Annotated in this window: 18 protein-coding genes; 7 read left to right on the top strand and 11 right to left on the bottom strand. The window is 73.7% G+C overall.

Translation table 11 applies throughout. The annotated features are described in order from the left end of the window. Positions 1 to 219: 219 nt before the first annotated feature. From E4P41_RS17565 to E4P41_RS17550, 4 genes are all read right to left on the bottom strand, one after another. Positions 220 to 738 carry a phospholipase gene (locus tag E4P41_RS17565; protein ID WP_245177447.1) on the bottom strand — a complete coding sequence of 173 codons (519 nt, stop codon included), beginning with the start codon at positions 736 to 738 and terminating at the stop codon, positions 220 to 222. 170 nt (positions 739 to 908) lie between these two features. Continuing rightward, the gene (locus tag E4P41_RS17560) at positions 909 to 2,207 is read right to left on the bottom strand and encodes an erythromycin esterase family protein (protein ID WP_135142551.1); all 1,299 of its coding nucleotides are present in this window, start codon (positions 2,205 to 2,207) and stop codon (positions 909 to 911) included. 4 nt (positions 2,208 to 2,211) lie between these two features. Beyond that, positions 2,212 to 3,003, bottom strand: a complete 792-nt coding sequence (locus E4P41_RS17555) for an SDR family NAD(P)-dependent oxidoreductase (RefSeq protein ID WP_135142550.1) — start codon at positions 3,001 to 3,003, stop codon at positions 2,212 to 2,214. Between the two features lie 86 nt (positions 3,004 to 3,089). Further along, positions 3,090 to 5,063 carry an alpha-amylase family protein gene (locus E4P41_RS17550; RefSeq protein ID WP_245177446.1) on the bottom strand — a complete coding sequence of 658 codons (1,974 nt, stop codon included), beginning with the start codon at positions 5,061 to 5,063 and terminating at the stop codon, positions 3,090 to 3,092. A gap of 229 nt (positions 5,064 to 5,292) precedes the next feature. Here E4P41_RS17550 and E4P41_RS17545 point away from each other — a divergent pair, with 229 nt between their 5' ends. Next, a complete protein-coding gene (locus E4P41_RS17545) occupies positions 5,293 to 6,243 on the top strand; it encodes a GGDEF domain-containing protein (RefSeq protein ID WP_135142548.1) in 951 nt (316 codons plus the stop codon). 75 nt (positions 6,244 to 6,318) lie between these two features. On the opposite strand, the gene E4P41_RS17540 is transcribed toward E4P41_RS17545, so the two are convergent. Further along, entirely contained in the window at positions 6,319 to 7,119 is an 801-nt protein-coding gene (locus tag E4P41_RS17540) for an SDR family oxidoreductase (RefSeq protein ID WP_135142547.1), read from the bottom strand. 127 nt (positions 7,120 to 7,246) lie between these two features. Here E4P41_RS17540 and E4P41_RS17535 point away from each other — a divergent pair, with 127 nt between their 5' ends. Next, positions 7,247 to 7,855, top strand: coding sequence for a CAP domain-containing protein (locus E4P41_RS17535; protein WP_135142546.1), 609 nt, complete (start codon positions 7,247 to 7,249; stop codon positions 7,853 to 7,855). Positions 7,856 to 7,985: 130 nt separating this feature from the next. Here E4P41_RS17535 and E4P41_RS17530 read toward each other — a convergent pair whose 3' ends face one another. Continuing rightward, positions 7,986 to 8,942 carry a hypothetical protein gene (locus tag E4P41_RS17530; protein WP_135142545.1) on the bottom strand — a complete coding sequence of 319 codons (957 nt, stop codon included), beginning with the start codon at positions 8,940 to 8,942 and terminating at the stop codon, positions 7,986 to 7,988. Between the two features lie 81 nt (positions 8,943 to 9,023). Beyond that, positions 9,024 to 9,464 (bottom strand): ArsI/CadI family heavy metal resistance metalloenzyme, encoded by a 441-nt coding sequence (locus E4P41_RS17525; RefSeq protein ID WP_135142544.1) that lies wholly within the window; start codon positions 9,462 to 9,464, stop codon positions 9,024 to 9,026. Positions 9,465 to 9,569: 105 nt separating this feature from the next. Here E4P41_RS17525 and E4P41_RS17520 point away from each other — a divergent pair, with 105 nt between their 5' ends. The 5 genes from E4P41_RS17520 to E4P41_RS17505 all read left to right on the top strand — a co-directional run bounded on the left by E4P41_RS17520 (position 9,570) and on the right by E4P41_RS17505 (position 12,343). Continuing rightward, the gene (locus E4P41_RS17520; RefSeq protein ID WP_135142543.1) at positions 9,570 to 10,031 is read left to right on the top strand and encodes an SRPBCC family protein; all 462 of its coding nucleotides are present in this window, start codon (positions 9,570 to 9,572) and stop codon (positions 10,029 to 10,031) included. Positions 10,032 to 10,168: 137 nt separating this feature from the next. Continuing rightward, positions 10,169 to 10,324: a hypothetical protein gene (locus E4P41_RS22300; RefSeq protein ID WP_167761151.1), complete on the top strand. Its 156-nt coding sequence runs from the start codon at positions 10,169 to 10,171 to the stop codon at positions 10,322 to 10,324. A 154-nt stretch (positions 10,325 to 10,478) separates the two neighbouring features. Beyond that, entirely contained in the window at positions 10,479 to 10,922 is a 444-nt protein-coding gene (locus E4P41_RS17515) for an SDR family NAD(P)-dependent oxidoreductase (RefSeq protein ID WP_167761150.1), read from the top strand. Then, entirely contained in the window at positions 10,919 to 11,800 is an 882-nt protein-coding gene (locus E4P41_RS17510) for an alpha/beta hydrolase (RefSeq protein ID WP_209307779.1), read from the top strand. Before E4P41_RS17515 ends, E4P41_RS17510 begins: the two co-directional genes overlap by 4 nt. Before the next feature lie 54 nt (positions 11,801 to 11,854). Continuing rightward, on the top strand, positions 11,855 to 12,343 hold the full coding sequence (locus E4P41_RS17505; RefSeq protein WP_167761149.1) for a GNAT family N-acetyltransferase: 489 nt from the start codon (positions 11,855 to 11,857) through the stop codon (positions 12,341 to 12,343). Positions 12,344 to 12,729: 386 nt separating this feature from the next. On the opposite strand, the gene E4P41_RS22295 is transcribed toward E4P41_RS17505, so the two are convergent. The 4 genes from E4P41_RS22295 to E4P41_RS22290 all read right to left on the bottom strand — a co-directional run. Further along, positions 12,730 to 13,122: a VOC family protein gene (locus E4P41_RS22295; RefSeq protein WP_167761148.1), complete on the bottom strand. Its 393-nt coding sequence runs from the start codon at positions 13,120 to 13,122 to the stop codon at positions 12,730 to 12,732. Between the two features lie 1,014 nt (positions 13,123 to 14,136). After that, positions 14,137 to 18,192: a vitamin B12-dependent ribonucleotide reductase gene (locus E4P41_RS17485; RefSeq protein WP_209307778.1), complete on the bottom strand. Its 4,056-nt coding sequence runs from the start codon at positions 18,190 to 18,192 to the stop codon at positions 14,137 to 14,139. Positions 18,193 to 18,288: 96 nt separating this feature from the next. Continuing rightward, positions 18,289 to 18,837: a transcriptional regulator NrdR gene (gene nrdR, locus E4P41_RS17480; protein ID WP_135142539.1), complete on the bottom strand. Its 549-nt coding sequence runs from the start codon at positions 18,835 to 18,837 to the stop codon at positions 18,289 to 18,291. 391 nt (positions 18,838 to 19,228) lie between these two features. After that, positions 19,229 to 19,494: hypothetical protein (locus tag E4P41_RS22290; RefSeq protein ID WP_209307777.1), on the bottom strand; the 266-nt coding region annotated here is incomplete at its 5' end.

Here is a 19,494-nt window from a genome sequence, read left to right as displayed (position 1 = left end):
GGCTACACCGTCACCCTCACCGCAGCAGCCTGACCCCACACTCGAGCCGACCTCGCCGATTGCCGCCGAGGTCCGCTGCAGCGCGCTCGCCGAGCCCCAGTGCGGGTGGCTATTTTCCGGTCAGCTCCCGGATTCGGCTCCTGGCTCACGACCAGTGCTGAGCCAGGAGCCGCAATGACCAGCTGACCTGATCGTCGGGGACGGCGCCGGGTGGGCCCGTCAGCCAGGGGCGCCGAGCCAGGTGGTGAGGGCGGCGGTCACGTCCTGATGCCGGACGACGTGGCCGCCGTCGAACTCTTCGTAGGTCACGTCGTAGTCGGCGGCGCCGAGGGCGCGCGCCAGCCGCCGTCCGCACCGCTCGACGGGCAGCACGCGGTCGGCGCTGCCGTGGGCGATCCAGACCCGCGGCCGGCCCACCCGGCGGGGCGGGCTGGCGAACCCCGGGGAGAAGGCGAGCACGGCCTCGGCCAGGTCGCCGTTGGCCAGTCCGAGGCTCAGCGCGTAGGAGGCGCCGTCGGAGAAGCCGCCGAACGCCACCCGGGTGATCGGCTGCCGGGCGAAGACCTGCTCGAGGGCGGCGTCGAGCACCGCGACGTCCCGGCCGAGGCCGCCGGCGACGAGGTCCCAGGTGGAGGCGACCGACGAGGGGGCCAGCACCAGGGCGCCGCGCGCGGCGGCCAGGTCGCCGACGGCGGCCAGGCTCTGCGCCGCCGTGCCGCCCGCGCCGTGGAAGAACACCAGCAGCGGCCGGGGCCGGGGCTCCCCGGCGGGGACGAGCAGCCGGGCCTCGGCGTGCGGCCCCAGCTCCAGCGTGCGGGCGCCCGGCGGGTACGGCGCCGCGGCGGGCGCGGCGACCGGGCGGCTCTCCAGCCGTCCTTCCGAGGCGTGTCGCAGAGCCGTTCCCCGCCTCAGACCGTGTGCGCCGTCGGCGGCACGTGCTCGTCGGCCTGCTCCAGGTGCAGCGGCTGCAGCGGGCGGGTGTCGTCGAGGTACAGGAAGGCGTCGTAGCGCTCCCCCAGCACGGTGGGGACGTAGTTGCCCCACGTCTCCCGCTCGGGCCGGTAGACCACCCCGATCGCCCGGTGGTCCAGCCGCCGCTCCAGCTCGGCCGGCCGGGAGCCGTCGCGGGCCCAGACGAGCAGCGCGTCGCGGCCCACCTCGTCGTGCAGCAGCGCCTCCAGGCTGCCGCGGCGGGCCTCGGGCACCGGCATCCGCTGCATCTGGGCGCCCCACTCGCTGCCGGCGATGACCCCGCCGCGGTAGCCGCCGAACCCGACCAGGACGACGTCGTCGGTGCCGTGCCGCTCGCGCAGCAGCTGGCCGACGTTGACCATCCCGGCACCGGCCATGTCGGTGGCCCGCGCGTCGCCGATGTGCGTGTTGTGCTCCCAGACGACGGCCTTGGGCGGGTGGGGGCCGTTGTCGCTGTGGGCCAGCAGCCGGTCGAGGGTGTCGGCCATGTGCACGTCGCGGACGTTCCACGACTCCGCCGAGCCCTGCACCATCGCGCGGTAGTAGCGCTCCGCGTCGACGACGACCGCGGCGTTCTGCTCGGCGGAGAACCGGGCCTCCGGGTCCGAGTCGGCCTCCTGCCGGCCGCGCTCCTCGCACAGCGAGCGCAGCAGCTCGACGACGGCCTGCTCGCAGCTGGTGGGGGCGAGGCGGCTGGCGAAGGCGTACTCGGCGCCGTCCTCGCCGAAGGGCTCGAAGCAGCGCAGCGCCCGGACCGCGGTGTCCACGTGCTCGGGCTCGTTCGCGCGCAGCCAGCCGACGAGCTCGTGCATCGAGTCCCACAGGCTGTAGACGTCGAGGCCGTAGAAGCCCACCCGCTCGGCCTCCGGGCGCTCGGCGTTGACGTCGCGCAGCCACCGGCAGAAGTCGACGACGTCGTCGTTGGCCCACATCCACGTCGGCCAGCGGGCGAAGGCGTCGAGGGCGTCGTGCGGGTCGGGGTCGGCACCCGGGCGGAGCTTGACGCTGCGGTTGACCCGGTAGCAGTCGGGCCAGTCACCCTCGACGGCGACGAAGCCGAAGCCGCGTTCGGTGACCAGTCGGCGGGTCAGCGCGGCCCGCCAGGCGTAGTACTCGGAGGTGCCGTGGCTGGCCTCGCCAATCGCCACGATGCGCGCATCCCCGACCCGCTCGAGCAGCGGGTCCAGGTCGGCCGCGTCCCGCAGGGGGAGGGCCAGGTCCTGGATGCCGGGCATGCTGCTACTCCCCGCTGCCGGGCTCCGCCATCTGGCGGTGCGCCTTCGACTTCAGGCTGTCCGGGAGCACCTTGTTGGCCACGCCCTGCGCCTTGGTCTTCGCCGACCCGGCGACGACCTTGTCCTCGCCCTTCATCAGGGCCTGGAAGCCCTGCTCGGCCACCTGCGCGGGGTCGTCCTTCTTGCTGGTGCCGACCTTGGTGTCCTGCAGTTCCGCCCGGTCGAAGAACTCGGTGTCGGTGGGCCCGGGCATCAGCGAGGTGACGGTGACCGCGCTGTCCTTCAACTCCTCCACCAGAGCCTCGGCGAACGACTGCAGGAAGGACTTGGAGGCGTTGTAGACGGCCTGGAAGGAGCCGGGCATCGTCGAGGCGATCGACGAGGTGATCAGGACCCGCCCCTCGTCGCGCGCCACCATGTCGCGGAGCACGAGCTTGGCCAGCCGCACCGTCGAGGTGACGTTGAGGTCGATGACCTCGAGCTCCTTCTCGATGGGGATCTCGACGAAGGTGCCGCCCTGCCCGACCCCGGCGTTGAGCGCGGCGGCCGCCAGGGGGCGGCCGGTGGCCTGGACGGCGTCCCACAGGGCGTCGACCCCGGCAGCGGTGCGCAGGTCGGCCCGGAAGCCGGACACGGCGGTGCCGGAGCTGCGCAGCTTGGCCGCGGCGGTGTCGATGGAGGTGTCCTCGGCGTTGACCAGCAGGTCGAACCCGTTCTCGGCGAACTGCCGGGCGAGCTCGAAGCCGATCCCGCTGGAGGCGCCGGTGACGAGGGCGAGAGGGCGCGGTTCGGTCATGCACGCCCCCTACCCCGGGGATCCCCGTCTCACCCGGCTCCGATGGGCGCCTCCCACGCACCGGCCGGAGCGCCGGGCCCGCCCGGTCAGGGCTCGGCGAACCAGGCGAAGCCGAGCCCCGGGACGACGAGCTGCCCGTCCCGCACCGGGAGGGGGCCGTCGCTGCCGTGCACCTGCGCGAAGGTGCCGAAGCCGGTGACGGTGTCGGCGTCCACGGCCTGCGGGAACGGCGAGACGTTGGCCAGGCCGACGAACGCGCCGCTGCGCGGGTGCTTGCGCCGCCACACCAGCACCGCGTCGCTGCCGGCGTCCACCACCGCCGACTCCACGCCGCCGCGCAGCGCCAGCAGCGAGCGGCGGACCTCCCCGAGCCGCCGCAGCTCGCCGAAGACCCGCGCCTCCAGGGTGGCCGCGTCGCCGCGCCGGGCGGCGGCGGACCAGTCCATCGGCGGCCGGTGCATCCAGCGGTTGTCCGGCGCCCGCGCGGGATCGGTCAGGTAGCCGGAGTCGTTGCGCAGGGCCAGCTCGTCGCCCATGTACAGCAGCGGGATGCCGCCGTACGCATAGACCACCGAGTAGAGCAGCACCAACCGGCGGATGCCGGCGTCCACCGCGGCGTCGTCGCCGGCCTCGAGCGCGGCCTCGATGCCGCACAGGGACGCCGCCGAGCCGGAGATGCGGGCGTCGCCGGTGGCCTCGTTCTCCTGGAACAGGGCGCCGCGGGCGAACGAGCCCGGGAAGCGGCCGGAGTAGAAGTCGTTGAGGAAGCGGCGGTGCGCGAACCCGTCCAGCCCGACCGCGGCGGCGTCCTCGTCGGTGACCGCCCAACCGATGTCGTCGTGGCCGCGCACGTAGGTGACCCAGGTGGCGGCGGGCGGGATCGGCCGCATCCGGCCCAGCGCCTGCCGGGCGAGCCGGACGTCCTGGGTCGCCAGGCTGCTCCACAGCAGCACCATGAGCGAGTTGTGGTAGGCCAGCTCGCACTCGGGCCGGTAGCGGTCGTGGCCGCCGAGGTAGGCCACCAGGTCGTCGGGCGAGACGATCGCCTCGGCCTTGAACACGACGCCGGGGGCGGCCAGCCGGGTCAGCGCGTGCAGCAGCTGCAGCAGGGAGTGCCCCTCGGGCTGGTTCTGGCAGCTGGTGCCCAGCCGCTTCCACACGAACGGGACGGCGTCCATCCGGAAGACGTCGACGCCGCGGTTGGCCAGCCAGGTGATCTCCCCGAGCATCGCCAGGGTGACCCCGGGGTTGGCGTAGTCCAGGTCCCACTGGTAGGGCCAGAACGTCGTCCACACCCAGCCGCCGGCGCCGCCGCAGGCCTCCGGCACCCAGCTGAACGAGCCCGGCGCCCGGTCGGGGAAGACCTCGGGGATCGTGGCGTCGTAGGCGTCGGGCAGCGTGCGGTCGGGATAGGCGGTGTAGAAGCCGGCGTAGGCCGGGTCGCCGGCCAGCCACCCTTGCGCCCAGGCGTGCTCGCGGGCGGTGTGGTTGAGCACCAGGTCGATGCAGAGGGCCATGCCGCGGTCGTGCAGCGCGGTGGCGACGTCCTCCAGGTCGGCCATGGCGCCCAGCCGCGGGTCGACGGCGCGGTAGTCCATCACCGCGTAGCCGCCGTCGTTCTCCCCGGGCCGCGGCCGCAGCAGCGGCATGAGGTGCAGGTAGGTCGTCCCCAGCTCGGCGAGGTGGTCGAGGTGGGCGCGCAGCCGGTCGAGGGTGCCGCAGAACCGGTCGACGTAGCAGACGTAGCCCTGCACCCGCGACCGCTGGAACCAGCCCGGGTCGATCTCGCGGCGCCGGTCGACCCGCCGCAGCTCCTCCGGCCGCTCGGCCGCGGCGGCCAGCGCGGTGCGCAGCGACCGGGCGAAGAGGTCGTCGGCCGCGTCCCCGTAGAGGACGGTGAGCGCCTCGTGCACGTCGTGGAGCGCGAGGTCGGCGCGGGCCAGGAAGGCGTCGCCCTCGGCCGGGCCCAGTGCCGCGAGCGCCTCTTCCGCGAGCTCCGGCCGCAGCACCGTCCACGCCTGCTCCGCCGCGGCTCGACGGGCGGCCGCCGGGATGGTCACCGCGCCAGTATCGGGCCGCTGTCGGCCCATGGCATGACCGCGGCTCCACCGGTGACCGTGCACCGCCGCGGCGCGATGGTCGACGTCACCAGCGTGCCGACCGAGCTCACCGGCGGGTGAGGGGCCGCCACCCGGGCGAGGCGACGCCGTCCCCCGGGTGGGCGGCGGCGCCTCACCCCATGGGGGCGGGACCGTCACCGACCGCTGCGGAGCGTCGTCCGGTCAGCTGATGCTGGCCCGGACGAACGGGGGATCCATGTACGCGCACCGGCCGGGGGGCATCTCGCTGCTGTACGCGGTGAGTGCGGTGCTGTGCGTGGTGGGGGCGCTGGTGCCGATGTCGCCGGGCACGCCGGTCCCGCTCCTGTGGGCGCTCGCCGGGGTGGGCGCCGCCGGGGCGGCCGTCCTCTGGCTGCGCCGCGACCGGCTGGGCCCTCCGGCGCTGCACGTCGCCATCGCGCTGGCGTCGGCGGCCCTCGGCGTGCTGACCTGGCGCTCGGCCACCGCGGTCGGGATCGTCGGCCTGGGCCCGGCGATGGTGGCCGTGGGGGTCTTCAGCGCCCACTTCCTCTCCCGACGCGCCGCCCGGGTGCACGTCGCCGTCCTGCTCACCGTCACCACCGCCGGCGCCGTGGCCGCGGCGCCCTCCGGTTTCCTGCTCGCGTGGGCGACGGCGGTGGTGACCGTCGTCGTCCTCACCGAGGCGCAGGCGCGGATCACCGGCGAGCTGCGTCAGGCGGCCGGCACCGACCCGCTCACCGGACTGGCCAACCGGCGGACCTGGGAGGCGGAGGCCAACCGGTCGCTGGCGCACGCGCTGCGCACCGGCGAGCCGCTGACCGTCGCCGTGCTCGATCTCGACGACTTCAAGAGGATCAACGACGAGCAGGGGCACGGCGCCGGCGACGCGCTGCTGCGGACCCTCGCCGGTCGGTGGAGCACCGAGCTGCGGCTGGCCGACTCGCTCGGCCGCTACGGCGGCGACGAGTTCGTCCTCTGCCTGCCCGGCACCGACGCGCAGCGGGCGGCCGAGCTGCTGTCCCGGCTGCGGGCCGGCCATCCGGCGGCCTGGTCGGCGGGGACGGCGACCGTGCGACCCGAGGACTCCCTCTCCGAGCTGCTCGTGCGCGCCGACGCCGACCTCTACCGCGACAAGCGGGACAAGCGCCGGGACACCTGAGAACGGACACCGCGGACGGCCGCGTCCAGGGCACCGCCCCGAGCTTGCGAGGGGTGGGGAGGACGGGGTCCTTCCTCAGGGGCGGCGCCAGTCGTCCGAGGTGAGGTGGGAGCCGGCCATCGGGCCCATCTGCAGCATCCCGCCGTCCACCGACCACGAGGCGCCGGTGACGTAGCCGGCCGCCGGGGAGGCGAGGAAGGCGACGACGGCAGCCACCTCGCGGGCGTCGCCGGGGCGACGCAGCGGGACGCCGGGGCGCTCGTGCCCAGGAGCGGTGGGGTCCTCGTCCTCCTGGCCGGTCATCGGGGTGGCGATCTCGCCCGGCGCGACGGCGTTGACGGTGATGCCGTGCTCGGCCAGCTCGATCGCGGCCACCCGGGTGAGCAGGCCGAGCCCGCCCTTGGCCGCGCAGTAGGCCGCGGCGCCGACCCGCGGCTGGTGCTCGTGCACGCTGGTGACGTTGACGATCCGCCCCCCGCGGCCGGCGGCGACCATCCGGCGGGCGGCCCGCTGCAGGCCGAGGAACGCGGCGTCGAGGTCGGTGGTCAGCACCTCGCGCCAGGTGGCGAAGTCGGTGTCGAGGACGGTCGACATGTGGCCGGTGCCGGCGTCGTTGACCAGGACGTCCACCCCGCCGAGGGCGTCGGCGAGGTCGTCCACCACGTCGGCGGCCTGCGGCAGCCGGGTGAGATCCACGTACCGGACCTCCGCGCGCCGCCCGAGGGCACGGACCTCCTCCGCCGTGGCCTCGGCGGCCTCCTCCTCCCGGTACCAGGTGATGCCGACGTCGCAGCCCTGCTCGGCGAGCGCGACGGCGGTGGCCCGGCCGATGCCGGACTCGGAGCCGGTGACGATGGCGACGCGGGGTGCGGTCATGGGGCGACGCTAATGAGGCCGCGTCCTCCCCGCCCGGCGACCGGGCCACCGGGTCGTGCCGTGAACCGATGCCGGATCGCGATCCGACCGACCCGCACCGGCGTCCCGGAGCGGGTACCGCCCCTCCATGATCCGCGCGCCGCTCGCTGCCGTCCTCACCGCCGTCGCCGTGCTCCTGACCGGCTGCGTGGCGGTCGAGGTCCCCGTCGCCGCGACCGGCACCGCTCCTGCACCGGAGTCGCCGCCGCCGGTCGACGCGTCCTCGGCCGAGGAACGGATCGCCCGAGCCATCTTCGACCGGGTCAATGCCGAGCGGGAGGCCCGCCGGCTCGCGCCGCTGGAGTGGGACGAGCAGCTGGCCGACGTGGCCCGCGGCTGGAGCGCCGAGATGGCGCGGACCGGACAGCTGCAGCACCAGGACCTCGGTGCGCTGCTCCGGAGCGGATCGCTCTCCGGCTTCCGAGCGCTCGGGGAGAACATCTTCACGGCGACCGGCCCGGTACCGGCGGGCACGATCCACGCCGGCTGGATGCGCTCGGACGACCACCGGGTCAACGTCCTCAACCCCGGCTGGAACCGGATCGGGATCGGCGTCCACTGCGCGGACGACGGCTCCGTCTGGGCCACCCAGGAGTTCGGGCGCACCGTCGGCGCCGACCGTCCGGCGATCGCCACCGAGACGCCGCCGCAGGAACCGATCGTGCGACCGGAGGACGACGGCCCCCGCTGCGCCTGACGTCCCCCTCGCGCCCTCCGTGCGGGCTGCCGAGGCACCCCGGGCTCAGGACGTCGCGGTCAGCCCGCCGGTCCAGGAGCGCGTCGACCGCGGCCCGAGCCCCGGCCACCCGCCGCACCGAGGCCGGGGCTCAGCCCTCCTCGAGCGCACGCAGGGCGGTGACGGCTCGGTCCCGGGCGGCGGTGGCCTCGGTGGCGTGCCGCTCGGCGGTGCGCCGGTGCCGCTCGGCGCGCCTGAGCTCCTCGGCGGTCTCGGCCGCCTCCCGCTCGGCGCGGGCGAGCTCGTCGGCCAGCTCCTCGACCCGGGCCTGCAGGTCGGCCCGGCGGCCGTCGAGGTCGTCGACCCGGTGCCGTTCCTCCTCGGCCGCGGCGACGGCCTCGGCGGCGATCGCCGTCGCCTCCTCCGCTGCCGCGCGGGCCTCCGCCAGCTCGCGCCGGCGGCGCTCGGCCGCCCGGCGGGCCTCCTCCTCGCGGCGGCGGGCCTCCTCCTCGGCGGCGCGGCGAGCGTCCTCGTCGCGCCGCCGGCGGGCGGTCGCGGTGCCGCTCCGGGACCGGGCGGTCTCCCGTGGCTGCTCCGGGCGCGGCGGCACCAGTCGCAGCGCCGGCCGGGTGCCCGTCGTCCCCAGGCCGCTGTAGGACATCGCGCCGGTGAGCCGGCCGGACAGCAGCGCCTCCCCCGCCTCCGGGTCGGCCATCGCCGCGCGCAGCGTGTCCGCGACCTGGGTCTCGCCGGCGCTGCCCACCCGGGCGCCGTGCTCGCGGGCGAGCGCGGTCGCCTGGCGGGTGAGGGCGGTGAGCAGCTGGGAGCGCTGGCGGTCGAGTGCCCGCAGCTGGTCGCCGGCCAGGTTCTCCTGCGCCTCGCGGAGCAGGCCGCCGAGCTCGACGAGCCCCTCGATCTCCGCGCGCTGCTCACGCACCAGCAGGTTGGACACCCACGCGGCCACGGTCGGCTTGGGCAGCGCGCCGATCTCGCGCGCGAGGGTCCGGTCCCCCGCGGCCCGGGCGTCGTCCTGGCGCTCCTTGCGCAGGGCGATGAACTCGTCGGGCGGCACCGCGTACAGCTCGTCGGCCACCTCGTCGAGGTCCACGGCGCCCCCTCGCTCTCGTCGAGTGCTACGAACTCGTGGTGATCGCGCTGGGATCACCACGAGTTCGTAGCACTCGGCGGATCACGGGGCGCAGCAGCGGCCGTCGCCGCCGACCGCGGACAGCTCCGCCCCCGCGCGGCCCTCGAGGTCGGGGCGGGCGTCCGCGGTGACCGTGTAGACCTCCCACGGCTCACCGCCGGGGCCGGTCACCCACACCTTGTCCTGGACGGCGTAGCAGCACGTCGTCCCCTCCTCGACCCGGGTGGCCAGGCCCGCCCCGGCCAGCCGGGAGGTGGCCGCTGCGACCTCCTCGGCGGTGGCCACCTCGACGCCGAGGTGGTCCAGGCGGGTGGGCTCTCCGGCGTCACCCTCGAGCAGCACGAGCTTGAGCGGCGGCTCGGCGACGGCGAAGTTGGCGTAGCCGGGCCGGCGCTTGGCCGGGGTGGTCCCGAACAGCCGGGAGTAGAAGTCGACGGCGGTGTCGAGGTCGGCGACGCGGAGGGCGAGCTGGACACGGGACACGTGGACCTCCTCGGGGACCTTCCATCGACAGGTGTCGATGGGTGCCACCAGCATGGCGCGGTATATCGACGTCCGTCAATACCCGAGATCCGGGAGGATGCAGCCGTGACCACCACCCGGGTGAGCCGCTTCCTGCGGGTACCGCGCGCCGCCGTCTACCGGGCCCTGCTCGACCCCGCCGCGGTCACCCGGTGGAAGGTGCCCGAGGGGATGACCTGCGAGGTGCACGAGTTCGACGCCCGCGAGGGCGGCGCCCTGCGGGTCTCCCTCACCTACGCCGAGCCCGGACCGCAGGGCAAGACGACGGCGCACACCGACACCTACCGCGGCCGGTTCGTCCGCCTGGTGCCGGGCGAGCTGGTCGTGGAGGTCGACGTCTTCGAGACCGACGACCCCACCCTGCGGGGCGAGATGACCAGCACGATCACGCTGACCGACGCCGACGGCGGCACCGAGCTGACCGCGGTGCACGACGGCGTCCCCGACGGCGTCTGCCCCGCGGACAACGAGCTCGGCTGGCGGATGGCGCTGGACCGGCTGGCCGCGCTGGTCGAACGCGGTCCCTGACCCAGGCCGTGCGGGGGGCCGCGCACAGGTCGACGCCGGAGTCGACGGCGTGCTCGTCGATCGCCGCGAGCTCGTCGTCCGGGCGCCGCCCGGGACCTACGCTGGCCGTGTCGGCCCCGACTTCCGGAGGTGCGTCCGTGCTGCGACTCATCGGCCTGCTGCTGGTCGTGTGGCTGGCGGTCACCGTCATCGGCGCGGTCCTGGAGGGGCTGTTCTGGCTGGCCGTGGTGGGCCTGCTCCTCTTCGTCGCCACCGCGGTGATCGGGTGGAGCAAGCGCGACACCCGGGTCTGATCGCCTCGTCCCCGACCGCGGCGGGGAGTGCACACCGCGCGCTCTGGCCGCCGTCCCGTTCGCGATGCGTGCACACCGGTGGAGCGACCGCGTCGCGACGGACGTGCCGTCCCCGATCACGTGCTCACGGAACGGACCACCTAGCGTCGCGGGTATGTCCCCCAGCTCCTCACCGCGACGCGTGCTCGTCACCGGCGGCGCCTCCGGCCTCGGGGCCGCGCTCGCCGCGCGGTACGCCGGCCGGGGGGACGCCGTCCTGGTGACCGACCTCGCCGCGCGCGCCGACGTCCCGGCCGGGGGGCGCTACCAGCGTCTCGACGTCACCTCGGAGCCCGACTGGTCGACCGCCCTGGATTGCGTGCTCGACGAGTTCGGCGGGCTCGACCTCCTGGTCGACGACGCCGGCGTCGCCGCCGGGGGCCGGGTCGACCGGCTCGACGCCGCCCACTGGCGACGGGTGGTCGACGTCGACGTGCTGGGCGCCGTGCACGGGTGGCCGACGTTCGTGCCGCTGTTCGAGGAGCGGGGCTCCGGCCACCTGGTGAGCGTGGCGGGCCTGCACGAGGACGACGTCGTGGTGCCGGAGCTGCCCGCATGAGCCTGCAGATGAGAGTGGTCGCGGGGGTGCTGCGGCTGACCCGCAAGCCGCGCATGGCCACCGCCGAGCGTGCCCGGCAGCGGATGGCCGAGCCGAAGACCCCGGCGCAGCCGCCGAAGAGGCTGGTGCGTCGGCACGACGTGACCTGCCGGAACGTGGAGGGATTCCCGGTCTGGACGGTCGGGGCACGTGGGGCCGATGCGCAGCGGGCCGCCGTGTACCTGCACGGCGGGGCCTACATCGCGCCGGTCGCCCCGCAGCACTGGACACTGGTCGGGGCGCTGGCCGACGCCGGCGTCCGCGTGGAGGTGCCGCTCTACGGCCTCGCGCCGGAGCACACCCACCGCGCGGCGTATCCGTTCGCGACGGCTGTCTACCGACAGCTGCTGGACCAGGTGGACGCCGCCGCGGTCACCCTCACCGGGGACTCCGCCGGCGGCGGTTTGGCACTGGGCCTGGCGCAGACGCTGGCCGATGCCGGGTTGCCGCAGCCGCGGCGGCTGGTGCTGCTCTCCCCCTGGCTGGACCTGACGCTCGGCCATCCGGACCTCCCGGCCGTCGAAGCCCGTGACCCGTGGCTGAGCCGCGCTGGGCTGCTCGAGGCCGGGCACGCGTGGGCCGGGGGCGACGACCCGACCGACCCGCGACTGAGCCCGGGCAACGGGCCGCTGGCCGGGCTGGCCCCGGTGCACGTCTACGTGGGCACCCGGGAGCTGTGCCTGCCCGACGCGCTGCGACTGCGCGACCGCGGGGCGGCCGAGGGCGCCCACGTCGAGGTCACGGTCTGCGAGGGCGCCGTCCACGACTACCCGCTCGTCCCGGCGCCCGAGGGCCGGGCGGCGGCCGCGGCGATCGTGCAGGAGGTGGCCGGCTCGTAGGGTCTCGCGGTGACTTGGTCAGGCGATGGGCTCCTCGTCGGCGGAGGGCTCGCGGTGCGTCGGCCGACGGCCGAGGACGTCGACGCCGTGTTCGCCGTCCACGGCGACCCGCGCACGAACGTCCACAACCCGGCCGGACCCGACCGCGACCGCGCGGCGAGTGCCGCGCGGCTGCACGGATGGCTGGAGCACTCGGAGGAGCACGGCTTCGGCTACTGGGCGGTGGAACTGGCCGACGCGCCGGGTGTCGTGGGGTTCACCGGCGTCCAGCACGCCCGCTGGCTCGACCGGCCGGTGCTGAACCTCTACTACCGCTACGCCGCCGAACACTGGGGGCGCGGGTACGCCACCGCGGGCGCCCGGCACGCCGTCGCCTGGGCCGCCGTGCACCACCCGGCCCTCCCGGTGCTCGCCTACACGACGCTGGACAACATCGCCTCACAGCGCACGGCGGCCGCCGCGGGGCTGGTACGTCGACCCGACCTGGAGGTCGAGCTGAACGGGTTGCACGCCGTTGTCCTGGTCAGCTCCTGGTCTGCGTGACGTGCGGGACGGCGGAGCGCGGAACCGGGCTCCTGTCGGCACGGCCGTCACCGGGGTGGTCGGCGTCCGCTGATGGGCCCTCGGGCTTGCTCGCGACGCCAGAGACGACGCCCGCGTCCTGATCGTCGACTGCGACGCTCCTGGCATACGCCCATCGGTGAACACGGCCGCGCTGGAGGCCGTAGCGGAAGGCGTGGCCACTTCGACCAGCCCGATGGGGCCGTGTCCGGCGGTTGCCCAGGCGATGCAGATGCTGAGCCGATCGCCGGACGTGCCCTCCGGCATCCACCTCACGTCGACCCGGGACGGTCCCGGCCACCGTCGGGCACCGATCAGCCCAGCCCGCCGGCCACCGTCGGTGCGGCATGGCGCGACGCCGCCGGTGCTCACCGTGCCTCGGCGCGCTCCGCGTCACTGCGCAGGATGCAGAACTCGTTGCCCTCCGGGTCGGCGAGCACCACCCACCCCGACCCGTCCGGGCGGCGGCGGTCGGCCACGGTGCGGGCTCCCAGCCCCAGCAGCCGCTGGAGCTCCTCGTCGCGGGTGCCTTGGGCCGGTTTGAGGTCCAGGTGGAGGCGGTTCTTGACCTGCTTGGCATCCGGGACCGCGATGAACAGCAGCCGTCGGGCACCGTCGTCGGAGACGATCATGCACTCCTCGTCGCCGGGTTCGTTCGGGTCGTCGGGGTCCTCGGCGAACCCGAGCACCTGACTCCAGAAGACCGACATCGCATGGGGGTCGAGGCTGTCGAAGGTGGTGTGGGAGATGAGCGCTGTCACGACGCCACCTTGGCCGAGCGCCGACGCGACGTCCACGCGCCCTCGTCCAGCTCGCGAGCACGCTGCGCAACCTCGGCCGTCCTCACGAGGCCATCGAGCTCCTCGAAAGCGGACTCGCTGGACGTGTCCGCCCAGCGGCACGGAGACCGGCCGCGACGACGCCTCGGCCGCCTTCCTCACCTCGGCCCTTCTCCACAGTGACCTGGGGTTCCCGCCGAGCTGTCGCCCAGGCACTCGACGTCCTGGCGCCACACCTCCGCGCCATCAGGCGCTACGCCGGCGAGCTCGTCGACGTGACCCCGCAGCCACAGCACGTCGACCACCTCGGCGAGAGGCCCACGTTGCCGCTCGTGCCGGGCGCCGGTAGGCGAGCACCAGAGCGGGCCGTGGCCGGGGGCGCGGTGCAGAGCTCGCCGCGCGCGACGGCGACCCGTCCTCCAGGCGTGTCGGCCCAGACCTTCATGGGCGTCAGTTCAGCAAGGAGCCGTGAGAGCGTGGCCCGATGGGCGCTCCTCTGTCGGACGACGCCCGGCGGGCGGGCGCGTCGAGCGGTCGACCGGAGGGCGCTGGCCGACTGACGTTCCATCGGGCCGGAGGCGCCGGTCCCCACGCCCGATGAGTAGAGCGGTGGTGTGGCGACCGCGGTGAGGCCCGAGGGTGTGGTGACCGTCAGGTTGCCGTTGGGTTCGAGGGCGTGGGCCCGGCCGACTCCCTGACGCTTGCCGCGATGGCCTCGCCTGCCTTCGGCACCCAGCGGCGCCAGCCGGGAACCGGCACCGCCGGTGCCGCGCCCGGCCGTGGCGGTCGAGTTCGGCTCGAGGCAGGCGGGGAAGGTGGCATCGAGGCCCCGGGGCGCAAACCCGCGCGGTCGTCATGCCGGGTGGACGCTCCGGTGGCCTGCGACTCATCGGCGGCCGCCTCGGCAGGTGGAACGGCCGAGTGGTGACCCTCGACGCGGCGACGCCCCGTCCCCGCACCTGGTGGGGGCGGGGCGTCGCCGTACTACCGACTACATCAGCTGCAGCCGCTGGTGGAGCCGCAGCCCTCGCAGACGTAGCAGCTGCCGGCCGGGCGCATCTTTGTGCCGCAGGTCATGCACAGCGGCGCGTCGGTGGCGGTCCCGGTGACCAGCTCGAGCAACTCGGCCGAGGAGTGGGCCTCCTTGACCGGCTTCTCCGCCTTCGCGGGCGCGGCCTCCGGCTTGGCCGGGGCCTCGGTCGGCACCGAGCCGCGCAGCGCCTCGACGTCGACCTCCTCCTCCACGACCGCGGCGGTCGAGGCCGAGCTGCCGTAACCGGAGACCTGGGCGGCCCGCTCCTCGGCGGTGAAGATGCCGAGGTTGGCCCGCTTCTCCGCCGGCAGGTGGTCCAGCGCCAGGCGACGGAAGATGTAGTCCATCACCGACTGGGCGATCCGGATGTCCGGGTCGTCGGTCATGCCGGCCGGCTCGAAGCGCATGTTGGTGAACTTCTGGATGTAGGTCTCCAGCGGCACACCGTGCTGCAGCGCCAGCGAGATGCCGATCGAGAACGCGTCCATGACACCGGCCAGGGTCGAGCCCTGCTTGCCCAGCTTGAGGAAGACCTCGCCGAGGCTGCCGTCCTCGTACATGCCGGCGGTCATGTATCCCTCGGCGCCGGCGACGCTGAAGGACGTGGTGACGCTGGTCCGCTTCTTCGGCAGCCGCTTGCGCACCGGGTGCGACAGCGCGGTCGCCGAGGCGGCGGCCTCGACCTTGGCTTCGGCCTTCTTGGCCTTGGCGTCCGACAGCGGCTGCCCGACCTTGCAGTTGTCGCGGTAGATCGCCAGCGCCTTGATGCCGAGCTTCCAGCCCTGGAAGTAGATGTTCTCGACGTCCTCGACGGTCGCCGTCTCGGGCATGTTGACCGTCTTGCTGATCGCGCCGGAGATGAACGGCTGCACCGCGGCCATCATCCGGACGTGGCCCATCGGCGAGATGGCCCGTTCGCCCATCGCGCAGTCGAAGACCTCGTAGTGCTCCGGCCGCAAGGTCGGGGCATCGACGACGTGACCGTGCTCGGAGATGTACTCGACGATCGCCTCGATCTGCTCGTCCTGGTAGCCGAGGCTGCGCAACGCCCGCGGGACGGTCTGGTTGACGATCTGCATCGAGCCGCCGCCGACCAGCTTCTTGTACTTGACCAGCGAAAAATCAGGCTCGATGCCAGTGGTATCCACGTCCATTTTGAAACCTATGGTGCCAGTCGGAGCCAATACACTGGCCTGCGCATTCCTCCAGCCATTCTCGGCACCAATCTCGAGGCACTCCTGCCACTGCTGGGTGGCGACCTTCAGCACGTCGGCGTCGTCGGCACCGACCGGTCGGATGGCGTCGTTTGCCGCGCAGTGCTTGCGCATGACGCGGGCGTGAGCGTCGGCGTTGCGAGCGAAGCCCTCGTAGGCTCCGACGATGCCGGCCAGCTCGGCCGAGCGGCGGTAGGCGGTGCCGGTCATCAGCGAGGTGATCGCCGCGGCGAGGGTCTGACCGCCGCGCGAGTCGTACGCGTGGCCGGTGGCCATGAGCAGCGCGCCCAGGTTGGCGTAGCCGATGCCCAGCTGGCGATAGGCACGGGTGGTCTCGCCGATCGGCTCGGTCGGGAAGTCGGCGAAGCAGATGGAGATGTCCATCGCGGTGATGACCAACTCCACGGCCTTCACGAAGTTCCTTGTGTCAAATGTGCCGTCGTCCTTGAGGAACTTCATGAGGTTCAGCGACGCCAGGTTGCACGAGCTGTTGTCCAGGCTCATGTACTCCGAGCAGTTGGCCACCACGACGCCGTTGACGATGTAGCTGTGGTTGCGCGGCTCGGTCAGATTGTAGGTCGTCTCGAAGCCGTCGCTCACCCGCCCGGTCAGCGTGACCGTCTCGTCCTTCACGTAGAAGCCGTGCTCGGCGAGCAGAGTGTCCAAGCGCTCCTGCTTGCGGGGGAGGCTGAAGCCCACCCGAGCGGCGAAGTCACGGATGGAGCGGCCGGAGATCCGCAGGTCGTACGAGGGGCCGTCCGAGCCGTAGTTCGCCTCCGTGCCGTCGGCCCGGGTGTACCGGAAGCTGTCGGTTTTCGTGCCTGTCGCGTAGATGCCGCTGGCAATGCCGAGCGAGGCCAGCATCTCCTGGACGTCGCGCAGCAGCTCCGGCGAGCGCGAGCCGAGGCCAACGTACCGGGTGCCCTTGACGACCTGGTTGACGACCGTGCCGTCGGCGTCGAACAGCCCTCGCAAGAAGGCGGTGAGTGCCTCCTCGGGAGCCTCGAATACGGCGTCGGGAACCCGCTTGCCCGAACTGCCGCCGTTGGTGACGCCGAGGCCTTCGAGGAAGACTCGCCACTGGCCACGCATGCAGCGGAGCTGCTGTGTCCCGTTCGACTGCAGTGACGGCTTGGGTTCGATGCCGCCGGCCGCGTGGAGGACTGCTCGGTGCAGCGGCAAGATCTCCTCGACGTCCTCACCGCTGCCGTAGACCGTGACCGCGCCCTCGGCGGTGAGGCAGCCGTCGCCGACCAGCCAACCCAGGTAGTGCCCGAACTCCGCCGACCACTTCTGCGGCAGTCGAACATCGGCTTCCCGCGCCTGGCGCGCCGCCTCGGACGCCCGCGCGGGCAGCGCCAGGTCGGCGGCCGGCCGCGGAGCGTGGTGGAACGAGCGCACGACCCGGTCCTGGGAAAGAAGGTCCTCGGCGCGGACCCAGCCGCGGTTGATGGTCCACAGCCGGTGGTTGGGGGTGCACCGGAGCCGGGAGCCATCTGAGAAGGACAGGCACAGGATCTCCTTGGTGCCGGTCACCATGTATTGCAGCGGACGGGTGGCCACCACCCTGGCTCCCGGGTCGCTCTCCGCGGTGACGTCGTTGGTGTAGACCTCGAACGCCTCGCCGAGGGCGGCGCGGGACACCAGGTCGCCGATCCGGATGAGCCCCTTGTCGGTGACGACCCGCTGGTCGGCCGGGAAGCAGGGGTTGGACGCGTTGATCCGCCCGGTCTCGGGGTTGGTGTGCCAGTCGTTGATCGTGTCGTCGTACTGGATGCCCGGGTCGGCGCACTCCCAGGCGGCCTGGGTGACCTTGCGGAACAGGTCCTTGGCGTCGACGGTCTCGATGACCGAGCCGTCGAGGCGGGCGCGCAGCCCGAAGTCCGTGGCGTCCTCGACCGCACGCATGAACTCGTCCGAGACCCGGACGGAGTTGTTGGCGTTCTGGTACTGGACGCTGGTGATGTCCCTGCCGCCGAGGTCCATGTCGTACCCGGCGTCGCGCAGCGCGCGGATCTTGTCCTCCTCGCGCGCCTTGGTCTCGACGAACTCTTCGATGTCGGGGTGGTCGATGTCGAGGACGACCATCTTCGCCGCGCGACGGGTGGCTCCACCGGACTTGATGGTGCCGGCGGAGGCGTCGGCACCGCGCATGAAGCTGACCGGGCCGGAGGCCGTGCCGCCGGAGGAGAGCAGCTCCTTGGAGGAGCGGATGCGGGAGAGGTTCAGGCCGGCGCCGGAGCCGCCCTTGAAGATCAGCCCCTCCTCCCGGTACCAGTTGAGGATCGAGTCCATCGTGTCGTCCACGGCGAGGATGAAGCAGGCGCTGACCTGCTGGGGCGCGCTGGTGCCGACGTTGAACCAGACGGGGCTGTTGAAGCTGAAGTGCTGGTGCAGCAGCATCCAGGTCAGCTCGTGCTCGAAGATCTCGGCGTCGCCCTCGGAGGCGAAGTAGCCGTGCTCGCGGCCGGCCTGGCCGTAGGTCAGCACGACCCGGTCGATCAGCTGGCGCAGGCTGGTCTCCCGCTGCGGGGTGCCGACGGCGCCGCGGAAGTACTTCGTGGTGACGATGTTCGTGGCGTTGATGCTCCACTCGGCGGGGAACTCCACGCCGCGCTGCTCGAAGTTGATCGACCCGTCCCGCCAGTTGGTCATGACGACGTCACGACGCTCCCAGGTCACCTCGTCGTACGGGTGCACCCCGGCGGTGGTGAAGACACGCTTGACCTTCAGGCCCTTCCCCCTGGTCGGCGCCTTGGCGGCGCGACGCGTGCGGCCCGACAAGCGATCCTCGGTCTCGGTCACGAGCTCTCCCTCGGTGGTGGGTTGTCCGGCGGCTGGGGAAGAGCCGCCCTCGGTGTGTAGCGGGTGGTACCGACAGTTCTCAGGTGGCGACGGTCGTCATGGAACGGCCCTGCCGTCGGAGGCGGCCTGGCCGCGCCCCGCACCCCGCCGGCGGGCCGGCGGGTCCTGCATGCCAGGCAGCGGCGGGGTCCCGGCCGCGACGTGCCGGGCCCGCAGCTCGGTGATCTCCTTCTCGAAGTCCTCCAGCGAGGTGAAGGCGCGGTAGACGCTGGCGAAGCGCAGGTAGGCGACCTCGTCCAGCTCCCGCAGCGGCCGCAGGATGGCCAACCCCACCTCGTGGCTGGGGACCTCCGCCGCGCCGGTCGCCCGGACGGCGTCCTCGACCTGCTGGGCGAGCTGCTGCAGCCGGTCCTCGTCGACCGGCCGCCCCTGGCAGGCCCGGCGGACGCCGGCCACCACCTTGGCGCGGTTGAACGGCTCGCTCACGCCGCTGCGCTTGACGACGGCGAGCACGGCCTCCTCCACCGTGGTGAAGCGCCGCCCGCACGCAGGGCACGACCGGCGGCGGCGGGTGGTGGCCCCCTCGTCGGCCTCGCGCGAGTCGATGACGCGACTGTCGGGGTTGTGGCAGAAGGGGCAGCGCACGGCGGTCCCCTCCCCTCGTGTCGTGGCCCGGCGCGCGGTCCGCCCGGACGTCGCGGCGGCCGTGGGAGCGGCCGGGGCAGCGGAGCCGGGAGGCCGGCTGTGGACCCTCCTGGGGACATCCGGTGGACGTCGTGGGGAGGACCTGGGGATCGGCCTGTGGACGGACTTACAGCGGTGCAACTACTAGATGTAGGGGGACCCTAGGTCGGGGAACACTAGATCTGCAAGCCGAGCACGAGGTGCGTCGTCCATCGAGACGACTTCGTGACCACCCGCGCGCACTCGTCACATCCGCCACGGCGACACGCCGCTGAACGCGCCGCGGAGGTCGCGCGGCGCGACGGCGGGGTGTAGTGCGTGTCGGTCCGGGACGGCGTACGGGGGGACCCCGTCAGGCGCGCAGGGCCCCGTCGGGACGCGGGATCCGGGGCCGGGACATCCGGTCGCCGAGCCGCAGCGGCCGGGTCAGGCAGTCGACCTCGGCGCGCGGCATGAGGACCGTGGCGTCGGTGCGCTCAGCAGCCGGCGCCACCTCCGGCTGCGGCTCCGCGACCGGCGCCTCCTCCGGCCACGGCTCCTCGCCCGGCGACACCTCCGGCCGCCGCTCCTCGTCGGCCGCGCGGTGCCGGCCGGCCACCCCCGTGGCCCGGAGATCGG

Source organism: Geodermatophilus sp. DF01-2, assembly GCF_004571065.1.
GTDB lineage: Bacteria > Actinomycetota > Actinomycetes > Mycobacteriales > Geodermatophilaceae > Geodermatophilus.
The sequence above is the reverse complement of the archived record's forward strand: the minus strand, read 5'-3'. Positions and strand labels throughout refer to the sequence as shown.